Source organism: Teichococcus wenyumeiae, from assembly GCF_003696345.1.
Taxonomy (GTDB): Bacteria; Pseudomonadota; Alphaproteobacteria; order Acetobacterales; family Acetobacteraceae; genus Pseudoroseomonas; species Pseudoroseomonas wenyumeiae.
In genome coordinates, this window is record NZ_RFLX01000001.1 from 441,665 (window position 1) to 462,685 (window position 21,021).

Annotated in this window: 22 protein-coding genes and 1 tRNA gene; 17 read left to right on the plus strand and 6 right to left on the minus strand. The window is 70.5% G+C overall.

Annotated elements, in window-relative coordinates; genetic code table 11:
- Positions 1 to 2 precede the first annotated feature (2 nt).
- A complete protein-coding gene (gene hisA / locus EBE87_RS02020; RefSeq protein ID WP_120640596.1) occupies positions 3 to 728 on the plus strand; it encodes a 1-(5-phosphoribosyl)-5-[(5-phosphoribosylamino)methylideneamino]imidazole-4-carboxamide isomerase in 726 nt (241 codons plus the stop codon).
- A gap of 263 nt (positions 729 to 991) precedes the next feature.
- Here hisA and EBE87_RS02025 read toward each other — a convergent pair whose 3' ends face one another.
- A complete protein-coding gene (locus EBE87_RS02025) occupies positions 992 to 1,306 on the minus strand; it encodes a TIGR02300 family protein (protein ID WP_120640597.1) in 315 nt (104 codons plus the stop codon).
- A gap of 117 nt (positions 1,307 to 1,423) precedes the next feature.
- Between EBE87_RS02025 and aroA the strand changes: the two genes are divergently transcribed.
- Together aroA and cmk are read left to right on the plus strand one after the other, a co-directional pair.
- Positions 1,424 to 2,791 carry a 3-phosphoshikimate 1-carboxyvinyltransferase gene (gene aroA, locus EBE87_RS02030; RefSeq protein WP_120640599.1) on the plus strand — a complete coding sequence of 456 codons (1,368 nt, stop codon included), beginning with the start codon at positions 1,424 to 1,426 and terminating at the stop codon, positions 2,789 to 2,791.
- A complete protein-coding gene (cmk, locus tag EBE87_RS02035) occupies positions 2,788 to 3,426 on the plus strand; it encodes a (d)CMP kinase (protein ID WP_122139842.1) in 639 nt (212 codons plus the stop codon). The genes aroA and cmk overlap by 4 nt, the downstream gene beginning before the upstream one ends.
- A gap of 263 nt (positions 3,427 to 3,689) precedes the next feature.
- Here cmk and EBE87_RS02040 read toward each other — a convergent pair whose 3' ends face one another.
- Positions 3,690 to 5,405 carry an MFS transporter gene (locus EBE87_RS02040; protein ID WP_199707865.1) on the minus strand — a complete coding sequence of 572 codons (1,716 nt, stop codon included), beginning with the start codon at positions 5,403 to 5,405 and terminating at the stop codon, positions 3,690 to 3,692.
- Positions 5,406 to 5,814: 409 nt separating this feature from the next.
- On the opposite strand from EBE87_RS02040, the gene EBE87_RS02045 reads away from it, so the two are divergent.
- From EBE87_RS02045 to EBE87_RS02055, 3 genes are all read left to right on the plus strand, one after another.
- Positions 5,815 to 6,198: a hypothetical protein gene (locus tag EBE87_RS02045; protein ID WP_120640554.1), complete on the plus strand. Its 384-nt coding sequence runs from the start codon at positions 5,815 to 5,817 to the stop codon at positions 6,196 to 6,198.
- A gap of 116 nt (positions 6,199 to 6,314) precedes the next feature.
- Positions 6,315 to 6,803: a MarR family winged helix-turn-helix transcriptional regulator gene (locus tag EBE87_RS02050; RefSeq protein ID WP_120640560.1), complete on the plus strand. Its 489-nt coding sequence runs from the start codon at positions 6,315 to 6,317 to the stop codon at positions 6,801 to 6,803.
- Between the two features lie 28 nt (positions 6,804 to 6,831).
- A complete protein-coding gene (locus EBE87_RS02055; RefSeq protein WP_120640555.1) occupies positions 6,832 to 7,569 on the plus strand; it encodes a class I SAM-dependent methyltransferase in 738 nt (245 codons plus the stop codon).
- A gap of 286 nt (positions 7,570 to 7,855) precedes the next feature.
- Here EBE87_RS02055 and gshB read toward each other — a convergent pair whose 3' ends face one another.
- Positions 7,856 to 8,803: a glutathione synthase gene (gene gshB / locus EBE87_RS02060; RefSeq protein ID WP_120640556.1), complete on the minus strand. Its 948-nt coding sequence runs from the start codon at positions 8,801 to 8,803 to the stop codon at positions 7,856 to 7,858.
- Between the two features lie 148 nt (positions 8,804 to 8,951).
- Here gshB and EBE87_RS02065 point away from each other — a divergent pair, with 148 nt between their 5' ends.
- The 4 genes from EBE87_RS02065 to dnaQ are packed head-to-tail and all read left to right on the plus strand — an operon-like array spanning position 8,952 to position 12,045.
- Complete coding sequence (locus EBE87_RS02065; RefSeq protein ID WP_120640557.1) at positions 8,952 to 9,887, plus strand: cyclase family protein; 936 nt, start codon at positions 8,952 to 8,954, stop codon at positions 9,885 to 9,887.
- A 42-nt stretch (positions 9,888 to 9,929) separates the two neighbouring features.
- The gene (locus EBE87_RS02070; RefSeq protein WP_120640558.1) at positions 9,930 to 10,775 is read left to right on the plus strand and encodes a shikimate dehydrogenase; all 846 of its coding nucleotides are present in this window, start codon (positions 9,930 to 9,932) and stop codon (positions 10,773 to 10,775) included.
- A complete protein-coding gene (coaE, locus tag EBE87_RS02075; protein ID WP_122139843.1) occupies positions 10,772 to 11,356 on the plus strand; it encodes a dephospho-CoA kinase in 585 nt (194 codons plus the stop codon). The genes EBE87_RS02070 and coaE overlap by 4 nt, the downstream gene beginning before the upstream one ends.
- Positions 11,353 to 12,045, plus strand: a complete 693-nt coding sequence (dnaQ, locus tag EBE87_RS02080) for a DNA polymerase III subunit epsilon (RefSeq protein WP_120640981.1) — start codon at positions 11,353 to 11,355, stop codon at positions 12,043 to 12,045. Before coaE ends, dnaQ begins: the two co-directional genes overlap by 4 nt.
- A gap of 270 nt (positions 12,046 to 12,315) precedes the next feature.
- Here dnaQ and murJ read toward each other — a convergent pair whose 3' ends face one another.
- The 3 genes from murJ to EBE87_RS02095 all read right to left on the minus strand — a co-directional run bounded on the left by murJ (position 12,316) and on the right by EBE87_RS02095 (position 15,266).
- Positions 12,316 to 13,854 carry a murein biosynthesis integral membrane protein MurJ gene (gene murJ, locus EBE87_RS02085; RefSeq protein ID WP_120640982.1) on the minus strand — a complete coding sequence of 513 codons (1,539 nt, stop codon included), beginning with the start codon at positions 13,852 to 13,854 and terminating at the stop codon, positions 12,316 to 12,318.
- Positions 13,855 to 14,116: 262 nt separating this feature from the next.
- A complete protein-coding gene (gene secB, locus EBE87_RS02090; protein WP_120640983.1) occupies positions 14,117 to 14,632 on the minus strand; it encodes a protein-export chaperone SecB in 516 nt (171 codons plus the stop codon).
- 67 nt (positions 14,633 to 14,699) lie between these two features.
- Positions 14,700 to 15,266, minus strand: coding sequence for a histidine phosphatase family protein (locus EBE87_RS02095; RefSeq protein ID WP_120640984.1), 567 nt, complete (start codon positions 15,264 to 15,266; stop codon positions 14,700 to 14,702).
- Positions 15,267 to 15,425: 159 nt separating this feature from the next.
- Between EBE87_RS02095 and EBE87_RS02100 the strand changes: the two genes are divergently transcribed.
- The 7 genes from EBE87_RS02100 to EBE87_RS02130 all read left to right on the plus strand — a co-directional run bounded on the left by EBE87_RS02100 (position 15,426) and on the right by EBE87_RS02130 (position 21,021).
- Positions 15,426 to 16,085, plus strand: a complete 660-nt coding sequence (locus EBE87_RS02100) for a Tim44/TimA family putative adaptor protein (protein ID WP_122139844.1) — start codon at positions 15,426 to 15,428, stop codon at positions 16,083 to 16,085.
- Complete coding sequence (mltA, locus tag EBE87_RS02105; protein WP_122139845.1) at positions 16,082 to 17,134, plus strand: murein transglycosylase A; 1,053 nt, start codon at positions 16,082 to 16,084, stop codon at positions 17,132 to 17,134. The genes EBE87_RS02100 and mltA overlap by 4 nt, the downstream gene beginning before the upstream one ends.
- 143 nt (positions 17,135 to 17,277) lie before the next feature.
- Positions 17,278 to 18,204, plus strand: a complete 927-nt coding sequence (locus tag EBE87_RS02110; RefSeq protein ID WP_120639510.1) for a PhnA-like protein — start codon at positions 17,278 to 17,280, stop codon at positions 18,202 to 18,204.
- A gap of 133 nt (positions 18,205 to 18,337) precedes the next feature.
- Positions 18,338 to 18,421, plus strand: a tRNA-Leu gene (locus EBE87_RS02115).
- Positions 18,422 to 18,474: 53 nt separating this feature from the next.
- On the plus strand, positions 18,475 to 19,143 hold the full coding sequence (locus EBE87_RS02120) for a ribonuclease D (protein ID WP_120639511.1): 669 nt from the start codon (positions 18,475 to 18,477) through the stop codon (positions 19,141 to 19,143).
- Positions 19,144 to 19,375: 232 nt separating this feature from the next.
- Entirely contained in the window at positions 19,376 to 20,074 is a 699-nt protein-coding gene (lptC, locus tag EBE87_RS02125) for an LPS export ABC transporter periplasmic protein LptC (protein ID WP_120639512.1), read from the plus strand.
- Positions 20,071 to 21,021 carry an LptA/OstA family protein gene (locus tag EBE87_RS02130; protein WP_120639513.1) on the plus strand — a complete coding sequence of 317 codons (951 nt, stop codon included), beginning with the start codon at positions 20,071 to 20,073 and terminating at the stop codon, positions 21,019 to 21,021. Before lptC ends, EBE87_RS02130 begins: the two co-directional genes overlap by 4 nt.

Below are 21,021 nucleotides of genomic sequence, written 5' to 3' on the forward strand. Positions count from 1 at the left end.
CCTTGGCCTTCACCCTCTACCCCGCCATCGACCTGAAGGGCGGCCATGTGGTGCGCCTGAAGCGCGGCGACATGGACCAGGCCACCACCTATGCCGAGGACCCCGGCGCCCAGGCCGCCGCCTTCGCGCAGCAGGGCTTCGAATGGCTGCATGTGGTGGACCTGGACGGCGCCTTCGCCGGCAAGCCCGCCAATGCCGAGGCCGTGGACCGCATCCTGGCCAGCACCCCCTGCCCCGTGCAGCTCGGCGGCGGCATCCGGGACATGGCGACGGTGGAAGCCTGGCTGAAGCGCGGCGTGGCCCGCGTCATCCTCGGCTCGGCCGCGGTGAAGAATCCTGATTTCGCCAAGGCCGCCTGCCGCGCCTTCCCCGGCCAGGTGGCGGTGGGCATCGATGCGCGCGACGGCATGGTGGCGACCGAGGGCTGGGCCGAGACCAGCACCACCTCCGCCCTTGACCTCGCGCTGTCTTTTGAAGACGCGGGCGCGGCCGCCATCATCCATACCGACATCGACCGCGACGGCATGCTGGGCGGCGTCAATGTCGCGGCCACCAGCGCGCTGGGCGCGCGGCTGACCACGCCGGTCATCGCCTCCGGCGGCGTCGCGGGGGTGGAGGATATCACGGCGCTGATGGCGGCCGGCAATGTCGCCGGCACCATCATCGGGCGCGCGCTCTATGACGGGCGGCTGACGGCGGCGGCGGCCCTGGCGGCGGCGCGCGGCTGAAAGCCGGGGCCAGAGGGGCGCCACCCCTCTGGACACCCCGCCGGGATGGACAGTCCACCCCGGGCCCTGCTTCGAGGCACGCGGGCAGGGCGGCGCGAGGCCGGCCAATTATTCAGGTTTTCAATAAAGGCTCTGCGGACTGAATCCGCTGTCGCCGGAGGCCATGGACCTCCGGCGGAACCGCCATGCCAAACCGATGGCGGGGTCTGGGGTGACACTGTCACCCCAGCGGGGGTCCAGGGGGCAGCGCCCCCTGGCCGCGCTCAGTTCTCTTCGTCGCGGTCGGTCTCGACTTCCACCTCGATATCGTCCTCGGCGTCGTCGATTTCCTCGGCGTCGTCCAGCGCCTCGTCCGCGTCCACGTCCTCGATCTCGACATCATCTGTATCGGGGTCGGCGGCCACAGGGCGCTTCTTCACCTTGTCGTCCACCGGCAGGGCGGCACGGCGGGCACGGGGCTGTTCGGCTGGCTGCTCGGTGCCGCATTTCGGGCACGAAGCCGGCTGCTTCCCGAGGTCATAGAACTTGGCGCCGCAGGCGACACAGGTCCGCTTCATACCCAGTTCGGGCTTGGCCATCGGCGTTGGATTCCCGCAGGACAGAATAGAGGGGCGGCCGCATGGCGGAAGGTGCGGACGGCCGCAGGCAAGGGCGCGCATTGCCACGCACATGGGGCCATGTCAAACCCCGTGGCCATGTCGCACTCAGCTACCTCGCCACACGACGCCGCCGCGCAGCCCCTGCGCAGCACCCGCCCCGCCGGGGGCCTCACCGGCCGCATCCGCGTGGCGGGCGACAAATCCATCAGCCACCGCGCCCTGATGTTCGGCGCCCTCGCCGTCGGCCGCACCGAGATCACCGGCCTGCTGGAAGGCGAGGACGTGCTACGCACCGCCGCCGCCATGCGCGCCCTCGGCGCCACGGTGGACCGGCTGGGCGAGGGCCACTGGCAGGTGGCCGGCCGTGGCGTCGGCGGGCTGGTGGAGCCGGCGGATGTGCTGGACATGGGCAATTCCGGCACCGCCGCGCGGCTGATCTGCGGCCTGATTGCTGGCCACCCGATCTTTGCCGTGCTGACGGGCGATGCCTCGCTGCGCTCCCGCCCCATGAAGCGGGTGATGGACCCGCTGGCCGCCAGCGGCGCCCGCTTCACCTCCCGCGCCGGCGGCCGCCTGCCGCTGGCCATCGAGGGCGCCGCCGAGCCGCTGCCGCTGGACTACCGCCTGCCGGTGGCTTCCGCCCAGGTGAAGTCGGCGGTGCTGCTGGCCGGCCTCTGCGCCCGCGGCACCACGCGGGTGGAGGAGCCCGAGGCCAGCCGCGACCACACCGAGAACATGCTGCGTCACTTTGGCGCTACCGTGCGCGTCGAGGCCCGGGGCCATGGCCGCGTCATCGAACTGGAGGGCCAGCCGGAGCTGGTGGCCGCCCCGGTGCATGTGCCGGCCGACCCCTCCTCCGCTGCCTTCCCGCTGGTGGCGGCGCTGCTGGTGCCCGGTTCCTCGCTGACGGTGGAAGGCGTGGGGCTGAACCCGCTGCGCACCGGCCTCTTCACCACGCTGCGCGAGATGGGCGCCAACCTTGTGGTGACCAACGAGCGCCTGGAGGGCGGGGAGCCGGTGGGCGACATCACCGCCACCCATGGCCCGTTGCGCGGCGTGGAGGTGCCGGCGGAGCGCGCGCCGTCGATGATCGACGAATATCCCATCCTGGCCGTTGCCGCCGCCTTCGCCAGCGGCACCACCCGCATGCGCGGACTGAAGGAGCTGCGGGTCAAGGAAAGCGACCGCCTGGCCGCCACCGTGGCCCTGCTGGCCGCAAATGGCGTGGTGGCCGAGGTGGAGGGCGACGACCTCATCCTGCAGCGCAACGGCCGCCCGCCCGCCGGCGGCGGCCATGTCACCACCCATATGGACCACCGCATCGCCATGAGCGCGCTGGTGCTGGGCCTGGCCGCCGAGCAGGCGGTGACGGTGGATGACGGCCGCTTCATCGACACCTCCTTCCCCGGCTTCGCGGCGCTGATGAACGGCGCCGCCGCCGGCAGCCCCATCCAGCCCGCATGAGCACGCGCCCCGTGATCGCGGTGGATGGCCCCGCCGCCGCCGGCAAGGGCACGCTGGCCCGGCGCCTCGCGGCGCATCTGGGGCTGGCCTATCTGGATACCGGGCTGCTCTACCGCGCCACCGGCCGCCGCGTGCTGGATGCCGGCGCCAACCCGCGCGACCCCGCCGCCGCCGAGGCCGCCGCACGCGGCCTGAACCCGGCCGACCTGGCGCGCGGCGACCTGCGCGGCCCGGAAGCCGACATGGCCGCCAGCGCCGTCGCCGCCCAGCCCGGCGTGCGCGCGGCGCTGCTGGACTGGCAGCGCGACTTCGGCCGCACCCATGGCGCGGTGCTGGACGGGCGCGACATCGGCACCGTGGTCTTCCCGGATGCACGGGTAAAACTCTTCGTCACCGCCAGCGCCGAGGAACGCGCCCGCCGCCGCTGGCTGGAACTGCGTGGCCGTGGCGCCGAGGTGGCGCAGGAACAGGTGCTGGCCGAACTCCGCGCCCGCGACGAGCAGGACGCCGCCCGCGCCGTGGCGCCCATGAAGCCCGCCGAGGACGCCGTGCTGATCGATACCACCGAGATGGACGCGGATGCCGCCTTCGCGCGCGCCCTGGCGGTGGTGGAAGGGAAGCTCTCCGGGGCCTGAGCCGGGGCCAAAGAGGGCTCCGCCCTCTCTGGACACACCCGCCGGGGTGACAGTGTCACCCCGGACCCCGCCAACTGTTTTTGGCAGGCCGGGTGCGCCGGAGGTCCATGACCTCCGGCGACCGCGGATTCAGCTTGGATGGATCTTCTGAGCGGCTGGCGCCGCGCCATGGCCTTGGGCGAGGCAGAAACGCGAAGCGGGGCCCGGGGTGGACTGTCCACCCCGGCGGGGGTCCAGGGGGCGGCGCCCCCTGGCCAGTCTTCTCAGTAGCGCGCAGGCCGCGCCGCCGGCCGCCCCGCCGTGTCGTAGTTGGTGTCCTCCGCGAAGATGTCGCGGTTCTTGGTTTCCGGCACGAAGAAGGCGCCGATCACCACCGTCGCCAGCGCGATCACCACCGGGTACCAGAGGCCGTAATAGACGTCGCCGGTCTGGGCGATCATGGCGAAGGAGGTTGCCGGCAGCAGACCGCCGAACCAGCCGTTGCCGATATGGTAGGGCAGCGACATGGAGGTGTAGCGGATGCGCGTGGGGAAAAGCTCCACCAGCGCCGCCGCGATCGGGCCGTAGACCATGGTGACGTAGATCACCAGGATGGTCAGGACCAGGATGCTGACCGCCGGCTGTTCCCGGAAGATGTCGAAGGGATTCGTCATCTTCACGACGGAGGGGTTGGAGGCCGCCGGGTAGCCCGCCGCCGTCACCGCGGCACCCAGGGCCTGGGTGAAGTCCGGCGCATTGGCCGCCAGGCTGGTCTGGCCGATGCGCACGGTGGCGACGCTGCCGGGGGCCGCGTTCTCGACCGAATAGTTCACCGAGAGGCGGGCGAGGCCGGATTTGGCGATGTCGCAGCTATTGGTGAAGCGCGCGGTGCCCACCGGGTTGAACTGGAAGGAGCAATCCGCCGGGTCGGCCTGCACCACCACGGTGATGTCGCGGTGCGCGGCATACAGGGCGGGGTTGGCCTCGGCGCTCAGCAGCTTGAAGAGCGGGAAATAGGTCAGCGCCGCCAGCAGGCAGCCGCCCAGGATGATCGGCTTGCGGCCGATCTTGTCCGACAGCCAGCCGAAGAGCACGAAGCCGCCGGAGCCGAGCAGCAGCGCCCAGGCGATCAGCAGGTTGGAGGTATAGCCATCCACCTTGAGGATCGAGTTGATGAAGAACAGGGCGTAGAACTGGCCGGTGTACCAGACCACCGCCTGGCCGGCGACAAGGCCGAACAGCGCCAGGATGGCCACCTTGGCGTTCTTCCACTGGCCGAAGGCTTCCGTCAGCGGCGCCTTGGAGCCGGTGCCTTCCTCCTTCATCTTCTTGAAGGCCGGGCTTTCCTGGAGCTGCATGCGGATCCAGACGGAGATGCCGAGCAGCAGGATCGAGACCAGGAAGGGGATGCGCCAGCCCCAGTCGAGGAAGGCGGTCTCGCCCAGCGCGGAGCGGGCGAAGAGGATGACCAGCAGCGACAGGAACAACCCGCCCGTGGCGGTGACCTGGATGAAGCTGGTGTAGAAGCCGCGGCGGCCATTCGGCGCGTGCTCGGCCACATAGGTGGCGGCGCCGCCGTATTCGCCGCCCAGCGCCAGCCCTTGCAGGCAGCGCAGCACGATCAGGATGATGGCCGCCGAGATGCCGATCTGGTCCGAGGTGGGCAGGATGCCGACGATGAAGGTCGAGGCGCCCATGATCAGGATGGTGACGAGGAAGGTGTATTTGCGCCCCACCAGGTCGCCCAGCCGCCCGAAGACCAGGGCGCCGAAGGGGCGCACCAGGAAGCCCGCCGCGAAGGCCAGCAGGGCGAAGATGTTGCGCGTGCCCTCGGGGAACTGGCTGAAGAACTTGGCACCGATGATCGCGGCCAGAGAGCCGTAGAGATAGAAATCATACCATTCGAAGACGGTGCCGAGGGAGGAAGCCAGAATGACCTTCCTTTCCTCCCGCGTCATGGGCCGGGTCGCGGCGCCGGAAGTTGGGATCGCGGTAGCCATTGGTTGAACGATGTCCCTGCCCTGTCCCGGATGCGAAGGCCCGGGATCGTGTTGACGGTCGCTTGTCTGCCCCGCGTCTTCGGCGGGTTTCTCGGGCGGGTGCCGTTTTCCGGCACTGCCTTGGGCCGAGTGTGAACTTGGCGGATGGCGCAGGGGAATCACCGAAGCAGGGTCGGAAGGATTATCACAAAAATGTGATATCAGTGTCGACGCCTGCGTCGCGGCACGACGGCCAGAACCGCATCACATGCCAGATTTCCACCATGGGCACCTGCAACGCTTCCCCTGCCCGCAAGTTGGCCCATATGATCAGCATTCAGAACGTCCGTGCATGATGCCGGCGCCTGGGGCGGAGCGGTTTGATCGCCCACCCCCCATGTTCCGGTGAATGGCGGCAAAGGGGCCCGCGATGGATACGCTCCGCAGTCTTGCCGACTACACCATCCGGCGCGCCATGGGCTTTGCCGCCCTCGTGATCGCCATGGTCATGCTGTTGCTGGCGCCCCGCCCGATCATGGCGCTGCAAAGCGGTGCGCTGATGACGGCGGCGCTCTGGCTCGGTATGTGGGCGGCGGCGCTGCGCATGCCCCGGATGGACCTGCGCGGCACCCGCCTCTGGCCTGTGCTGGCCGGGGAAGGCGGGCGGCGCCTGCGCACGCCAGAAGGCCGGCGTGAGCTGGCCGCTATCTTCGCCGAGCGTCTGCTCTGGCACGCCGACCGCGCCGGCATGGTCGCGCTGGGCCTTGGTAGCCTGACGCTGGCGATGTTCGGCTATCGCTCTCTGCCCGGCTGAGCCGGCGCCGGGCCGGTTCCGGCACCGCCCGGCCATCCTTTCCCCCGGCGGGCCGGTTGACGCATTCCCTCCCGATGCGGATGGTGCGCTGGGTCCATGAGGAAGGGGGCAGGAACATGAGCCAGTCGCAGCTCACGATCGTGCCGGCGGAACGGGCGGAGGAACGCTCCGCGCCGATTCGGCCGCGCCCGTCCTACCGGCTGGACGAATCGGTCGGCCACCTGCTCCGCCGCGCCCACCAGCGCCATGCCGCCCTGTTCCAGGAGCGCGGCGCCGTGAGCGGGCTGACCTCCACCCAGTTCGCCACCCTGCTGCGCCTCAGTGAACTCGGCACCGCCACCCAGAACGCGCTTGGCCGCGCCGTGGCGCTGGACCCCGCCACCATCCAGGGCGTCGTCGCCCGGCTGCGGGACCGCGGGCTGGTGGACGCGGGGCGAGACCCGCTGGACCGCCGCACCGTGGTGCTTTCCCTTAACGAGGCCGGCGCCACCGCCCTGGCCGAGGCCGTGCGCCAGGGCAGCCACGCCAATGAGCGCCTGCTTGCCCCCCTCTCGGCCGAGGAGCGCCGGATGTTGCTCCGCCTGCTCCGCCGCCTGCTGGGCTGAACCACCGATCGGGCCTAGATTGACCCCCATGACCCAGACCACCGATTTCGGCTTCCGCACCGTCGACCGCGAGGCCAAGGCCTCCATGGTGCGTGAGGTCTTCAACAGCGTCGCGCCGAAATACGACGTGATGAACGACCTGATGTCGCTGGGCCTGCACCGGGCCTGGAAACACGCCTTCGTCGCCGCCATCGGCGCCGGGCCGGGCGACACGCTGCTGGACCTCGCCGCCGGCACCGGCGATGTCGCCTTCCTCGCCAAGAAGCGCGGCGCCGGCAAGGTCATCCTCTCCGACATCAATGCCGCCATGCTGGGCGTGGGCCAGGGCCGCGCGCTGCAGAAGGGCCTGGCTGAGGGGCTGGAATTCGTCTGCTCCGACGCCGAGAAGATCCCCCTGCCCGCCGGCAGCGTCGAGCGCGTCTCCATGGCCTTCGGCCTGCGCAACTGTACCGACAAGGACGCGGTGCTGCGCGAGGGCTTCCGCGTGCTGCGCCCGGGTGGACGGATGTGCGTGCTGGAATTCTCCAACCTCGAGGTCGAGGCGCTGAAGCCGCTCTACGACGCCTGGTCCTTCAAGGTGCTGCCCGCCATCGGCGCCAAGATCGCCAAGGACGCCGAGAGCTACCAGTACCTGGCGGAAAGCATCCGCATGTTCCCCGACCAGCCGACTCTGGCCGGCATGATGGAGCGCGCGGGCTTCGAGCGAGTGAAATGGCAGAACCTTTCCGGCGGGATCGTGGCGATCCATACCGGCTGGAAGTTCTGAAGCCAGGGGCGCTGCCCCTGGACCCCGGCAGAGGGCGCTGCCCTCTGCACTCCCGCCGCGGTGGAAAGTCCGCCCCGGACCCCGCTGCGAGTTCGGCGCCGCACCAAGGCCGACAGCGGATGTGGTTTTGTGAAAGGCCGCGCGGGCTGAGGCCGCAGTCGCCTGGTGCCATTGGCATCAGGCGGAACCGGCCGCCGCATCTTAAACTGATGGCGGGGTCCGGAGTGACACTGTCACCCCGGCGGGGGTCCCAAGGGGGCAGCGCCCCCTTGGTCCCGGCCGATCGTCAGGCGCGCTTGCTCTCGATCGCGTCCCAGATCGCCTTCTCCAACTGCACGCCATCGAAGCGCGTGATTTCCTGCAGCCCGGTGGGGGAGGTGACGTTGATCTCGGTCAGGTAGTCGCCGATCACGTCGATGCCGACGAAGATCAGCCCGCGCTTCTTCAGTTCCGGCCCGATGCGGGCGCAGATCTCCTTGTCGCGCTCGCTCAGCGCGATCTGTTCCGGCCGGCCGCCGACATGCATGTTGGAGCGGCTTTCGCCCGCCGCCGGCACGCGGTTGATGGCGCCCATCGGCTCCCCGTCCACCAGGATGATGCGCTTGTCGCCTTCCCGCACAGCGGGGACGTATTGCTGGATCATCAGCGGCTCGCGCGACTTCTCGGCGTAGAGTTCCAGCAGGGCGTTGAGGTTGCCGTCCTCGGGCCGCAGGTGGAAGACGCCGGCGCCGCCATTGCCGAAGAGCGGCTTGACGATGATGTCCCCGTGCTTCTCGCGGAACTTGCGCACTTCCAGCGGGTCATGGGTGATCATGGTGTCCGGCATCAGGTCCGGGAACTGCATCACGAACAGCTTCTCGGGCGCGTTGCGCACGCTGGCCGGGTCGTTCACCACCAGGGTCCTGGGGTGGATCATCTCCAGGATATGGGTGGCCGTGATATAGGCCATGTCGAAGGGCGGGTCCTGGCGCATCAGCACCACGTCCATGGTGGAAAGATCCACCTCCCGCGCCTCGCCCAGCGTGTAGTGGTTGCCCTTCTCCCGGCGCACTTCCACCGGCTGCATCCGGGCGAGCACGCGTCCGGCCGTCAGGGTCAGGTCCTTGACATGGTAGTGCCAGAGCGTGTGGCCCCGCGCCTGCGCCTCCAGCATGAGAACGAAGGTGCTGTCGCCGTCGATATTGATGCTGTGGATCGGGTCCATCTGGACCGCGACCTGCAAGGCACGCGTCATGGGTGGTCCTCGTCGGTTCTTCTCGTCGCTTGCAGTGGTGGCATCGCGCGCGACGGATTGCCAGGGGGCGGGATGCGCGAAGCCGCTGGCCAGCCCGCGCCGCGGGGCGGCATGATACGATTTCGCAACGCAGCGAAAGGGATTCCCGATGCGGAGACGGATGCTGGCCCTGGCGGCCGCGACCATGCTGACGGCGGCGCCCGCCCTGGCCCAGACGGCCGGCACGCCGGGCCTTTGGGGTATCTACGAATCGGCGCTGAAAGGCGCCAAGCACATCGACCTGACGCATGCCTTCGCGCCTTCCCAGCCGGTCTGGCCGGGCTTCGGGCACGCGGAATTCGCCCCCGCCCGGGCCGGCGCCGATATCCCCGGCTATGTCGCCAAGGGGGAGGAATATACCTACGAGAAGCACGGCTTCGTCGCCTCCGCCTATGTCATGACCACCGACCAGTACGGCACGCAGTTGGACCCGCCGGCGCATTGGAACCCGCTGGGCGCCACCATCAGCGACCTGCCGCCCACCTATGCCATTCGCCCGCTGGTGGTGATCCCGATCCAGGAGAAGGTGGCCACCGACCCCGGCTACCATCTTCAGGTGGCGGATATCGCGGCCTGGGAATCCCGCCATGGCCGCATCCCGGAAGGGGCGGTGGTGATGGTGCGCTCCGACTGGTCCAAGGGCTGGGCGGACCAGGCGCGCTTCAACCAGAAGCCCTTCCCCGGCGTGTCGCTGGATGCGCTGAAGTTCCTGCACCTCGAGCGCAAGATCCTGTTCCACGGGCATGAGCCGCTGGACACCGACACCACGCCCAACCTGGAGGGCGAGCACTGGCTGATGCACAACAACTTCACCCAGGCCGAGGGCGTGGCCAACCTGGACCAGGTGCCGGAGGCCGGGGCGCTGATCGCCATCGGCTTCGCCAGGCCGCTGGGCGGCACCGGCGGCTATGCCCGCTACATCGCCATCGCCCCCGCCGACTGGCCGCATGGCGTCACGGTGGCCCAGGCCCCCGGCGCGCCGCTGCCCACCCAGGCGCATCCGCTGAAGCGCGATGCGCAGGGGGTGATGCGGCCCACGCCCTGACCCCGGTTGACCGCGCGCCCGGCAGGCCGGATTGATGCCGGCATGACGATCCTCTCCGGCAAGGCCAGGCTGGCGGGCGTGCTCGGCTGGCCCGTCTCCCATTCCCGCTCCCCCCGCCTGCATGGCTTCTGGCTGCGCCGCCATGGCATCGACGGCGCCTATCTGCCGCTGCCCGTGGCGCCGGAGGATTTCGCCACCGCCCTGCGCGGGCTGGTGGCGCTGGGCTTCCGTGGCGCCAATGTCACCATCCCGCACAAGGAAGCCGCCTTCGCTTTGTGCGACGAGCTGGACGAGACCGCCCGCCGCATGGGCGCGGCCAATACGCTGGTCTTCCGGGAAGGCCGCATCCTTGGCTCCAATACCGATGGCTTCGGCTTCCTCGAATCCCTCTATGAGCAGGCACCCGGCTGGGCCGCCACCGATGGCCCCGCCGTGTTGCTGGGCGCGGGCGGCGCCGCCCGTGCCCTGGCGGTCGCGCTGCTGGATGCCGGCTGCCCGCGCCTGAGCATCGTCAACCGCAGCACCGACCGTGCCGAGGCCCTGGCGGACAGCCTGGGCGACAGCCGCGTCGCGGTCGCCACCGCCCCGCCGCTGGAAGGCGCGGCCCTGCTGGTCAACAGCACCAGCCTCGGCATGGCCGGCCAGCCCCCGCTGGAGATCGACCTCTCCCCCCTGCCCGCCCATGCCGTGGTGGCCGATGCCGTCTATGTGCCGCTGGAAACGCCGCTGCTGGCCGCCGCCCGCGCGCGCGGCCTGCGCGCGGTGGACGGGCTCGGCATGCTGCTGCACCAGGCCCGCCCCGGCTTCGCCGCCTGGTTCGGCACCGAGCCGGCGGTGGATGCCGAACTCCGCGCCTTCGTGGCCCAGGATATCCCGAAGACCGCATGAAGATCTGGGGCCTCACTGGCGGCATCGGCATGGGCAAGTCCACCGCCACGGGCGTGATCCGCCGCCGCAACATCCCGGTCTTCGACGCCGATGCCACGGTGCATGCCCTGCAAGGGCGCGGCGGCCGCGCCGTGGCGCCGATCGGCCTGGCCTTCCCCGGCGCCATCCGCGACGGCGCGGTGGACCGTGAGGCCCTGCGCCGCGCCGTGCTCGGCAACCCGGCCGCGCTGCGCCGGCTGGAGCGCATCGTCCATCCCCTGGTGCGGGCCGAGGAACGCCGATTCCTGGCCGCCGCCCGCCGCCGCGGCCGCCCCCTGGCCGTGCTGGACATCCCCCTGCTGTTCGAGACACGGGGCGAGCGCCGCTGCGACGCCGTGGTCGTCGTCACCGCCCCCGCGCCCGAACAGCGCAAGCGCGTCCTGGCCCGCCCTGGCATGACGCCGGAGCGCCTCAACGCCATCCTGAAGCGCCAGACCCCCGACCCGCTGCGCCGCGCCCGCGCCGACCATCTGGTGCGCAGCGGCCTCTCGCGCCACAACACCCGCCGCCAGATCCTGGCCCTGCTGGAGAGATACGCATGAGCCGCGCCCTGGTCCTGGATACCGAGACCACCGGCCTCGACCCCGCCACCGGCGACCGCGTGCTGGAAGTGGCGGCGGTGGAGCTGATCAACCTCGTGCCATCCGGCCGCCACTACCACGTGCTGATCGACCCTGAGCGTGACGTGCCGGAGGAAGCCAGCCGCATCCACGGCTTCACGCGCGAGATGCTGATCGGCAAGCCGAAATTCGCCGAGATCCTGCCCGGCCTGCTGGAATTCCTGGGCGACGATCCGGTGGTGGCCCACAACGCCGTCTTCGACTTCAACTTCCTCGACCACGAGTTCAAGCGCGCAGGCGCGCAGCCCATCCCGCGCTCCCGCATGGTCGATACGCTGGTGCTGGCCAAGAAGCGCTTCCCCGGCCTGCCCAACAGCCTGGACGCGCTGTGCCGGCGCTACGGCATCGACAACTCCATGCGCACCTCGCACAACGCGCTGCTGGACGTGCAGCTGCTGGCGCAGGTCTATCTGGAGTTGATGGGCGGCAAGCAGCCGGGGCTGGAACTGGCCACCTCCCGCGCCGCCTCCTCCGCCGGGCCGGTGCTGCTGGACGCGGCGCCGGTGAACCGCACCCCGCGCCCGATCATGCCGACGGCGGAGGAACTGGAAGCCCATGCGGCCTTCCTGAAGAAGCTGAAGGAACCGCTCTGGACTGTGGCGGCGGAATAAGACACCGGGGCCAAAGAGGGCTCCGCCCTCTCTGGACACACCCGCTGGGGTGACAGTGTCACCCCAGACCCCGCCATCCGTTTTAGCGGAGGCCGGGCACGCCGGAGGTCATGGACCTCCGGCGCCTGCGGGTTCAGCCCGCGTGGCTATTCTTGAAAAGCTGACGCCGCGCTGCGGCTCCAAACTGGAAGCGGGGTCCGGGGTGGACTTTCCACCCCGGCGGGAGTGTCCAGAGGGGGCAGCGCCCCCTTTGGCCCCGGCTGGCCCCCCTTAGGCCGCCACCCGCCGCCGGCGCCGCAGCAGCTCCCGCAGATCGAAGGCGCCAAGGGCGAAGGTGGCGCCGAAGTAGCTGACCAGCCCCACCCCCACCAGCGCGCCGAGGCCAAGGAAGCGCCACAGCCCCGTGGCCGGGAAGATTAGGGTTTCCAGGCCCCAGAGGATGCCGCCCATCACCAGGGCGGCACCCATCAGGCGCCAGGAATTCCGGCGCAGCTGGCGGTCCGCCACCCAGTGGCCGCGCCGCATCAGCACCAGCGCCAGCAGCCCGGCATTGGCCCAGGAGGAAAGCGCGGTGGCGAGCGCGATGCCGACATGCTGCAGATATGGCGTCATCAGCAGGTTGAGGCAGAGATTGAAGGCCACGGTGGCGATGCCGATCTTCACCGGCGTCGCCGTATCCCCGCGCGCGAAGAAGCCGGGGGCCAGGGACTTGATCAGCACATAGGCCGGAAGGCCCGCGGCATAGGCGGCCAGGGCCGGGGCGGTGGCGGCCACCTTGTCGGCGGTGAAGGCGCCGCGCTCGAACAGCACCGACAGCATGGGCTGGGCGGTGATGATCAGCGCCACGGCGGCGGGCAGCGTCAGGGCCAGGGAGAGTTCCAGGCCGCGGTTCATGCTCCGATGGGCGGAGAGCACCTTGCCCGAGCGCAACTGGCGCGACAGCACCGGCAGCAGCGCCGTGCTCATGGCCGCGCCCACCACGCCGAGGGGAAGCTGCGCCAGGCGGTCGGCGTAGTTCAGGTAGGAAATCGCCCCGGCCGGCAGCCAGGAGGCGATGAACATGTCCACCGCCAGGTTCAGCTGCGTCACGCTGGCGCCCAGGATGCCGGGCAGCATGCGGCGCAGCACCTGCCGCGTGTCCTCCGTGAGCTTGGGGAAGGAGAGCAGGCGGAAGCCGAGCCCCGCCTTGTTGCAGGCCCAGACCACAACGATGAGCTGCAGGATGCCGGAGGCCATGGTGCCCCAGGCCAGGGCATGGGCCGGCGTCTGCACGTAGGGCGTCAGGCCGAAGAGGGAGACGATGGCGCAGAGGTTGAAGAGCAGCGGCGCCCCCGCCGCCAGCGCGAACTTGTCCGCCGCGTTCAGCACGCCGGAGACCAGCGCGGTGAGGCAGATGAAGAGCAGGTAGGGGAAGGTGATGCGGGAGAGTTCCACCACCAAGTCGAAGCGCAGCGGCTCATCGGCCAGGCCGGGGGTCAGCACCGCCATGATCTGTGGCATGAAGATCATGCCCATGACCACCAGCAGGGAGAGCCAGAGCGTCATCAGCGTGGCCATGCGCTCGGCCAGCACGCGGGCCTTGGCGGGACCGTCCAGCGTCAGCGCGGCGGTGAAGGCGGGCACGAAGGCGGCGTTGAAGGCGCCCTCGCCGAAGAGCCGGCGGAACATGTTGGGCAGGCGCAACGCCAGGAAGAAGGCATCGGCCATCGGGCCCGCGCCCAGGAAGGCGGCGATCAGCATGTCCCGCACGAAGCCGAGGATGCGGCTGGCGAAGGTCCAGCCGCCGATGGTCAGAATATTGCGGAGCATGAAGTCCCTGCGATGTTCGGAGCGCGGCCAAAGGGCTCCGCCCCTTGGAACCCCGCCGGGGTGGAAAGTCCACCCCGGACCCCGCTGCCGGTTTTTTCCGCGAACTTCAAGGCCGCAGCGCGGCACTTTCGCCCCGCGCGCGCAAGAATGAAAAAAGGCTAACCCAGGGGCTAGCCTTCCACCCGCAACTGGTGGCGGGGTCCGGGGGGACACTGTCCCCCCGGCGGGGGTTCACGGGGCGGCGCCCCCTGGCCTTGGCTGATCAGGCGTTGGCGACCGGCGCGGCCGCCGCCGTCTGCGCGCCGCGGCGGCTCTGCCACAGGGCCACGAAGTCGATGGGGGAAAGCAGCACGGGCGGGAAGCCGCCGTCGCGCGTCACATCCGCCAGGATGTTGCGGGCGAAGGGGAAGAGCAGGCGCGGGCATTCCACCAGCAGCAGCGGCTCCACCATCTGCGGCTCCACGTTCAGGGTGAAGATGCCGCAATAGACCAGCTCGGCGATGAAGGCGGGCTGGCTGGTGCCGTCGATCTGCGCCTGGGCATCGGCGCGGATCTGCAGCGCCACCTCGAAGACATTGCCGCCTTCCTGCAGGGCGCGGGCCTGCACGTCCAGCGACAGGTCGATGCGCGGCTGCTCGCGCAGCTGGGTGAAGATCTCCGGCGCGCCCGGCACCTCGAAGGACAGGTCCTTCGTGTACTGCAGGTTCATCACCAGCGGGCCGGTGGGCTGGCCCGGCTGGGCGGCGCCGTTCGGGAGGGGGTTCTGGGTCTCGGACATGGCGGGCCTCGCGGAGGATGCGGTCTGGGATATCAGGCTGGCGGGGTAGCACGCCCGGGGCGGGCTGTCAGGAATGCTTCCAGACGATGCTCTCGGGGCCGGGCCCGGTCGGGTCGCAGCGCAGCCACTCGCCATTGGCCATCGAGCGGCCGGTCATGGACAGAATGAAACCCCAGTGGGAGACCACCACGGTCTCAGCCCAGTCCTCCAGCGCCGCCATTTCCTGGCGGAAGAGGCGGGCGCGGCCCTCCACCTGCTCGGCCGGTTCCTCGATGGCGGGCCACCAGACCTCCTCGATATGGGAGAGGTCGTGGTCCGGCCATTCCATGGCGAGCTTGGTGCGGGGGCTGCCGATGTCGCAGGCGAAGGCATAACGCTCCCGCACCAGCGGCTGGATGGTCACCGGCAGGCCGAGGCGGCGCGCCAGGGGTGCCGCCGTCTGCAAGGCGCGGGTATAGGGGCTGGCGATGATGCGGCGGATGGCGCCGCCGGTCTCGGCCAGCAGCGCCTCGGCGGCCTGTTCCGCCTGCTGGTGGCCCAGCTCGGTCAGGCGCGGGTCCTGGATGCCGGGGTCGCGGCGGGTGGCGGTGAAGTGAAGATTGAACTCGCTCTGGCCATGGCGCAGCAGGATCATCGCAACTCCTCGCTCCCCATACGGTAGAGCCTTCAGGCTGGTTTCAGCAGATCGGGGCCGCCGGGGCCAGTGCGTGCCACGAATCCGGCATGCATGACACTGCCAGCCGTTGCGGCGGCAGGGTCCGCGTCCTAAGTGACGAAAGATGAGGAGAATGCAATGTCCGGCGCCTTTCCGGTCGATCTGATCCTGTTTGCCATGGTCGCGGCCTTCCTGGTGCTGCGGCTGCGCGGTGTGCTGGGCCGCCGCCAGGGCTTCGAACGCCCGCCGCAGGAGGCGCGCGGCGCCGCCGAGCCGCTGCGCCCGGTGCCCACGGCGGTGCCGGATGCCACGCCCGCCGCGCCGCCGCGTGGCGTGCCGGATGCGCGCACGCCTGCCGGCCAGGGCCTGGCCCGCATCCGCGCGCAGGATGGCGGCTTCGACCCTGCCAGCTTCCTGGGCGGTGCCGAGGGCGCTTTCCGCATGATCGTGGAAGCCTTCGCCAGCGGCGACCGCGCCACCCTGCGCAACCTGCTCTCCGACGACACCTATGCCGGCTTCGAGCAGGCCATCGCGGCGCGCGAGACGGCGGGCGAGCAGCAGCGCACCGAGATCCGCAACGTGCAGGACATGACCATCGAGGCCGCCGACCTGCGCGGCAGCGTGGCCGAGATCACGGTGCGCATCGTGTCCGACCAGATCAACATGACCACGGCGGCGGATGGCTCGGTGGTGTCCGGCCATGACGGCGTGACCGAGATCGTCGATCTCTGGACCTTCCAGCGCGACCTGCGCAACAGCGACCCGACCTGGAAGCTGGTGGGCACCGGGGCGGTTTGATCCGCCTCGCCTTCGCGGCCGCCGCCCTGCTGGGGCTGGCGGCCTGCACGCCCCCCGCGCCCAAGCAGGTGGCCGAGCTGCCCGGCTGGGCCGAGGACCGCCTTTCCGAGGCCCTGCCGCCCTTCCTGGCCGGCTGCCGCCCCCCCGCCCTGCCCGCCGCCCTTTGCGCCGAGGCCGCCGCCATCCCGCCCGGCGACGATGCCGCCGCCCGCGCCTTCTTTGAGCGCCGCTTCACCCTGCGCCCCGCCGGCGAGGGGCTGATGACCGGCTATTACGAGCCGGAGATCCGCGGCTCGGACACCCCTTCCGCCGAATACCCCGTGCCGCTGCATACCCGCCCCGCCGACCTCGTGGAGGTCGATCTCGGCCGCTTCGCGCCCGACCTGAAGGGCCGCCGCACCGCCGGGCTGGTGCGCGATGGCCGGCTGGACCCCTATCCCGAGCGCGCCGCCATCGAGGCCGATGCCGGCCGCCCGGCGCTGCTCTGGCTGGCGGACCCGGTGGACCGCTTCTTTCTGCAGATCCAGGGCTCCGGCCGCATCATCCTGCCCGATGGCGGTATCCGCCGCGTCGGCTTCGACGGGCAGAACGGCCGCCCCTATGTGCCCATCGGCCGCGTGCTGGTGCAGGAGAACGAGATCCCGCGCGACAAGGTCTCGATGCAATCCATCCGCGCCTGGCTGGAAGCGGCGGGGCCGGAGCGCGCGCGGGCGGTGATGGAGCAGAACCCCTCCTACGTCTTCTTCCGCCCGGTGGCGGCGCGTCCGGACCAGGGCCCTACTGGCGCTCAGGGCGTGCCGCTGACGCCGCTGCGCTCCATTGCCGTGGACCGCACGGAGATCCCGCTGGGCAGCCCGGTCTGGATCGTCACGCACCACCCGCTGACCGGGGCGCCGCTGCGGCGGCTGGTGCTGGCGCAGGATACCGGCGGCGCCATCCGTGGCCCGGCGCGGGCCGACCTTTTCTGGGGCTGGGGCGAGCAGGCCGCCCATGCCGCCGGCCCGATGCAGGAAAAGGCGGAACTCTTCGTCCTCCGCCTGCGGGACTGAAGCCCCACCGCGTTCCACACACGGAACGATTTCCGGCTCGTTCTGCCACCTTACCCGCACCAAAGCGTTTCGGAGATGGAGGCGCATGCCTCCGTTTCACGGACACCCGGCCATCCGGGATGTCCCATGGCAGGAGACGCCACGTGAGCGAGTATTCCTCCACTTCACAGCCCCAACCGGGCTATGAGCGCGGGGCGCCGCCGGGGGCCTATGCCACCACGCCCTATCCCATCACCGAAGGCTATGGCGGTATCCGCCGCATGTCCTGGGGCGCCATCCTGGCCGGCGCCGTGGTGGCGCTGGTGGTGCAGGCGCTGCTGACCCTGCTGGGCCTCGGCTTCGGCCTCGCCACGCTGGAGCCAGCCACGGGCCAGAGCCCGGAGGCCACCACCCTCACCGTCGCCGCGGCCACCTGGTACGGCGGCTCCGGCCTGGTCGCCGCCTTCGCCGGCGGCTGGGTGGCCGGGCGCCTCTCGGCGCAGCCGCCGCAGGGCACCGGCGGGCTGCACGGGCTGGTCACCTGGGCCGCCACCACGCTGGTCATCCTGTTCATGCTTTCCGGCGCCGTGACCGGCCTGGTCGGCGGCACGCTGAACGGCGTCACCAATGTGATGGGCGGCGTGGCCCAGGGTGCGGGCCAGGCCGTGCAGGGGGCGGCGCCGGCGCTGGCGCAGCAGGCCGACCCCTTCGGCGGCATCGAGCGGCAGTTGCGGGAATCCACCGGCAACCAGAGCCCGGAGCAGTTGCGCGATACCGCCATCTCCTCCCTCCGCGCCCTGATGACCGGCGACGCGGCCGAACAGCAGCAGGCACGCGAGCGTGCGGCGCAGGCGCTGGCCCAGGCCCGCTCCATCCCGGTCGAGGAGGCCCGCGTCCAGGTGGTGCAATACGAGCAGCAGTACCGCGACGCCGCCCAGCGCCTGCGCGACCAGGCGGCCCAGGTGGCGCAGCGCACGGCGGAAGTGGTGTCCCGCGCCGCGCTGGTCAGCTTCGGTGTGCTGGTGCTGGGCGCCCTCTGCGGCTGGGCCGGCGGCCGCGCCGGCACGCTTGGGCGCCGCTCCCGCGCCTGACGCGGCGGCCCTCCCGCACCCCTGGTGCGGGAGGGTTTTCGATGCCGATGCGGAATTTTTGACAGGCCCGCTTGACGAGGTGCCTGCCCCCCCATAAAAGCCCGTTCCACGCCGCACGGCGTATTCGCCCCCTGCCCAGGTGGTGGAATTGGTAGACGCGCTGGCTTCAGGTGCCAGTGACCGCAAGGTCGTGAAGGTTCGAGTCCTTTCCTGGGCATATCCTCTCCGCTGGTATGAGCGGCGGCGGATCGAAAGACCGGTAGCCGCGGCATGGGACGCACCCTTTTCGCCCCCCGCCCGACTGGACCCGGCACCATGATCAAGCTGCACAAACATGATCTGCCCGATGGGTTGGACCTCGGTCCCGTTGTCGCCGTCGACACGGAAACCATGGGCCTGAACCCGCACCGGGACCGGCTCTGCCTCGTGCAGCTTTCATCCGGCGACGGCAATGCGCATTGCGTGCAGATCGTGCCGGAGCGCCTGGGTGGCCGTGGCGCCGATTGCCCCAATCTGAAGCGCCTGCTGACCGATCCGGAGCAGATCAAGCTCTTTCATTTCGCGCGCTTCGATGTCGCCATCCTGCGCCAGGCGCTGGGGGTGGAAGTGGCGCCGGTGCGCTGCACCAAGATCGCCGCCAAGCTGGTGCGCACCTTCACCGAGCGCCACGGGCTGAAGGACCTGCTGCGGGAGCTGGTGGGGGTCGAGATCTCCAAGCAGCAGCAGAGTTCCGACTGGGGCGCCGCCGAGCTGACACCGGAGCAGCTGGCCTATGCCGCCTCCGACGTGCTGCACCTGCATGCGCTGTGGGACCGGCTGGAAGGGCTGCTGCGGCGGGAAGGACGACTGGAACTGGCCGAAGCCTGCTTCCGCTTCCTGCCGGCGCGCGGGCAACTGGACCTGCTGGGCTACGACGAGCCGGATATCTTCGACCACTGAAAGGACCGGGGGAAATACTTCCCCGGTTTTTTACATTGTGGCAGGAACTTGGCATGGTTTTTGGAAGGAACGCAGAGTCCTGCGTTGACCATCAGGGCCCGCCACCCCATACATGGTTCGTGAGGTTGTCCCTTCTCCAGCCCGGCCTGCTGTTTCGCGACGTTCATGCTCCGCTGCCCGGTCCGGGCTGGGACCGGGCGTTCCGGGCGGCATCGCCCCATGGCCCCGCCGCATGAAGCTGTCCTTTCCGCCGCGTGACACCCTGGCCGCGCCCGGCATCGACCGTGGCGCCAACACGCGCCGCGCGCTGCTGCCGTCGCGCGCGCGGGTGCAGGTCAGCGCCGGCTCCATCATGCGCCGCCGGGTGGCGGTGCGGCTGGCCAAGCTGCTGCTGCCGCTGGGCGCGCTGGCGCTGCTCTCCACCATCGCACTCTGGCCCGAGATCGACGGCGCGGCCGACCGCGGCCGCATGGCCTTCCGCCGCGCGACGCAGACGGAAGCCGATGCGATGCGCATTTCCGGCGCCCGCTACCAGGGCGTGGACGAGCAGAACCGCCCCTACAACGTCACCGCCAATTCCGCCGTGCAGCAGGAAAAGACCGGCTTGATCGACCTGGAAAAGCCGCGCGCCGACATCCTGCTGACCAATGGCGCCTGGATGCTGCTGGAAGCGCGCGAAGGCCAGTACAACCGGCCCGACAACCTGCTGGACCTGCAGGGCCAGGTGACGCTCTGGCACGATAATGGCACCACCATGAAGACTGACGCCGCCCATATCGACGTGCATGCCGGCGAGGCCGAGAGCGACAGGCCCACCGCCGCGCAGGGCCCCTTCGGCACCATCGAGAGCGAGGGCTTCCGCCTGCGCGAGCGCGGGCAGGTGATGATCTTCACCGGCAAGAGCCACGCGGTGCTGGAGGGCAAGCAATGATCATCCGCCACCTTCCCGCCCTCGCCCTGCTGGCCGGGCTGCTGGCGCTGCCGGGCCTGCCGCACGCCCAGGGCCTGGACATGACCAAGGGCGGCCCGGTGGACATCACCTCCACCGACGGCATCGAATGGCGGCAGAACGAGCAGGTGGTGATTGCCCGCGGCGATGCCCGCGCCATCCGCGAGGGCGTGACGCTGCGCGGCGACCGGCTGATCGCCCGCTACCGCCCGCGCGCCGGGCAGCCGGCCAGCCAGCCCGCCAATAGCGGCGCCCTGGGCGAGGGCCCCGGCGGCGGCAACGAGATCTGGCGCATCGAGGCCGAGGGCAACGTCCATATCAACACCGCCACCGACCAGGCGCAGGGCGACCGCGCGGTCTATGACATGGACCAGGGGGTGATGGTGCTGACGGGCAAGAACCTGAAGCTGACCACGCCTTCCGATACCCTGACGGCGCGCGACAGCCTGGAATACTGGCCAAACAAGCGCATGTCGGTGGCGCGCGGCGCCGCCGTGGTGGTGACCGACGACAACCGCCGCATCGCCGCCGATACGCTGGTGGGCTATTTCCTGCCGGAAGGCCAGACGGCGCCGGCCGCCAATGCGGCGGGCGGCACCACGCGCAACGTGCCCGGCGCCGGCAGCAAGCTGGACCGGGTGGAAGCCTTCGGCAATGTCGAGATCCGCACGCCGCAGGAAGTCGTGCGCGGCGACCGTGGCGTGTACAACACCACCAGCGGCATGGCCCGCCTGCTGGGCGGCGTGCGCATCACCCGGGGCGAGAACCAGTTGAACGGTCAGGAATCCATCGTGAACATGCGCACTGGCGTGGCCCGGCTGGTGAATACCCCGGGAAGCCGCGTGCAGGGCCTGATCGTGCCGAACCAGCAGAGCCGCGATGCCGTGCGCGTCCCTGGCATGCAGCCGCAGCAGGGGCAGGGCCGGTGA

Coding starts and splice junctions, on each gene's coding strand:
- secB (WP_120640983.1), bottom strand. CDS start 14,632: ATGTCCGAGACCCAGAACCCCCTCCCGAACGGCGCCGCCCAGCCGGGC.
- EBE87_RS02050 (WP_120640560.1), top strand. CDS start 6,315: ATGAGCCAGTCGCAGCTCACGATCGTGCCGGCGGAACGGGCGGAGGAA.
- cmk (WP_122139842.1), top strand. CDS start 2,788: ATGAGCACGCGCCCCGTGATCGCGGTGGATGGCCCCGCCGCCGCCGGC.
- EBE87_RS02025 (WP_120640597.1), bottom strand. CDS start 1,306: ATGGCCAAGCCCGAACTGGGTATGAAGCGGACCTGTGTCGCCTGCGGC.
- EBE87_RS02070 (WP_120640558.1), top strand. CDS start 9,930: ATGACGATCCTCTCCGGCAAGGCCAGGCTGGCGGGCGTGCTCGGCTGG.
- gshB (WP_120640556.1), bottom strand. CDS start 8,803: ATGACGCGTGCCTTGCAGGTCGCGGTCCAGATGGACCCGATCCACAGC.
- lptC (WP_120639512.1), top strand. CDS start 19,376: ATGAAGCTGTCCTTTCCGCCGCGTGACACCCTGGCCGCGCCCGGCATC.
- EBE87_RS02040 (WP_199707865.1), bottom strand. CDS start 5,405: ATGGCTACCGCGATCCCAACTTCCGGCGCCGCGACCCGGCCCATGACG.
- EBE87_RS02095 (WP_120640984.1), bottom strand. CDS start 15,266: ATGATCCTGCTGCGCCATGGCCAGAGCGAGTTCAATCTTCACTTCACC.
- coaE (WP_122139843.1), top strand. CDS start 10,772: ATGAAGATCTGGGGCCTCACTGGCGGCATCGGCATGGGCAAGTCCACC.
- aroA (WP_120640599.1), top strand. CDS start 1,424: ATGTCGCACTCAGCTACCTCGCCACACGACGCCGCCGCGCAGCCCCTG.
- EBE87_RS02100 (WP_122139844.1), top strand. CDS start 15,426: ATGTCCGGCGCCTTTCCGGTCGATCTGATCCTGTTTGCCATGGTCGCG.
- EBE87_RS02045 (WP_120640554.1), top strand. CDS start 5,815: ATGGATACGCTCCGCAGTCTTGCCGACTACACCATCCGGCGCGCCATG.
- EBE87_RS02120 (WP_120639511.1), top strand. CDS start 18,475: ATGGGACGCACCCTTTTCGCCCCCCGCCCGACTGGACCCGGCACCATG.
- EBE87_RS02065 (WP_120640557.1), top strand. CDS start 8,952: ATGCGGAGACGGATGCTGGCCCTGGCGGCCGCGACCATGCTGACGGCG.
- EBE87_RS02130 (WP_120639513.1), top strand. CDS start 20,071: ATGATCATCCGCCACCTTCCCGCCCTCGCCCTGCTGGCCGGGCTGCTG.
- murJ (WP_120640982.1), bottom strand. CDS start 13,854: ATGCTCCGCAATATTCTGACCATCGGCGGCTGGACCTTCGCCAGCCGC.
- EBE87_RS02055 (WP_120640555.1), top strand. CDS start 6,832: ATGACCCAGACCACCGATTTCGGCTTCCGCACCGTCGACCGCGAGGCC.
- dnaQ (WP_120640981.1), top strand. CDS start 11,353: ATGAGCCGCGCCCTGGTCCTGGATACCGAGACCACCGGCCTCGACCCC.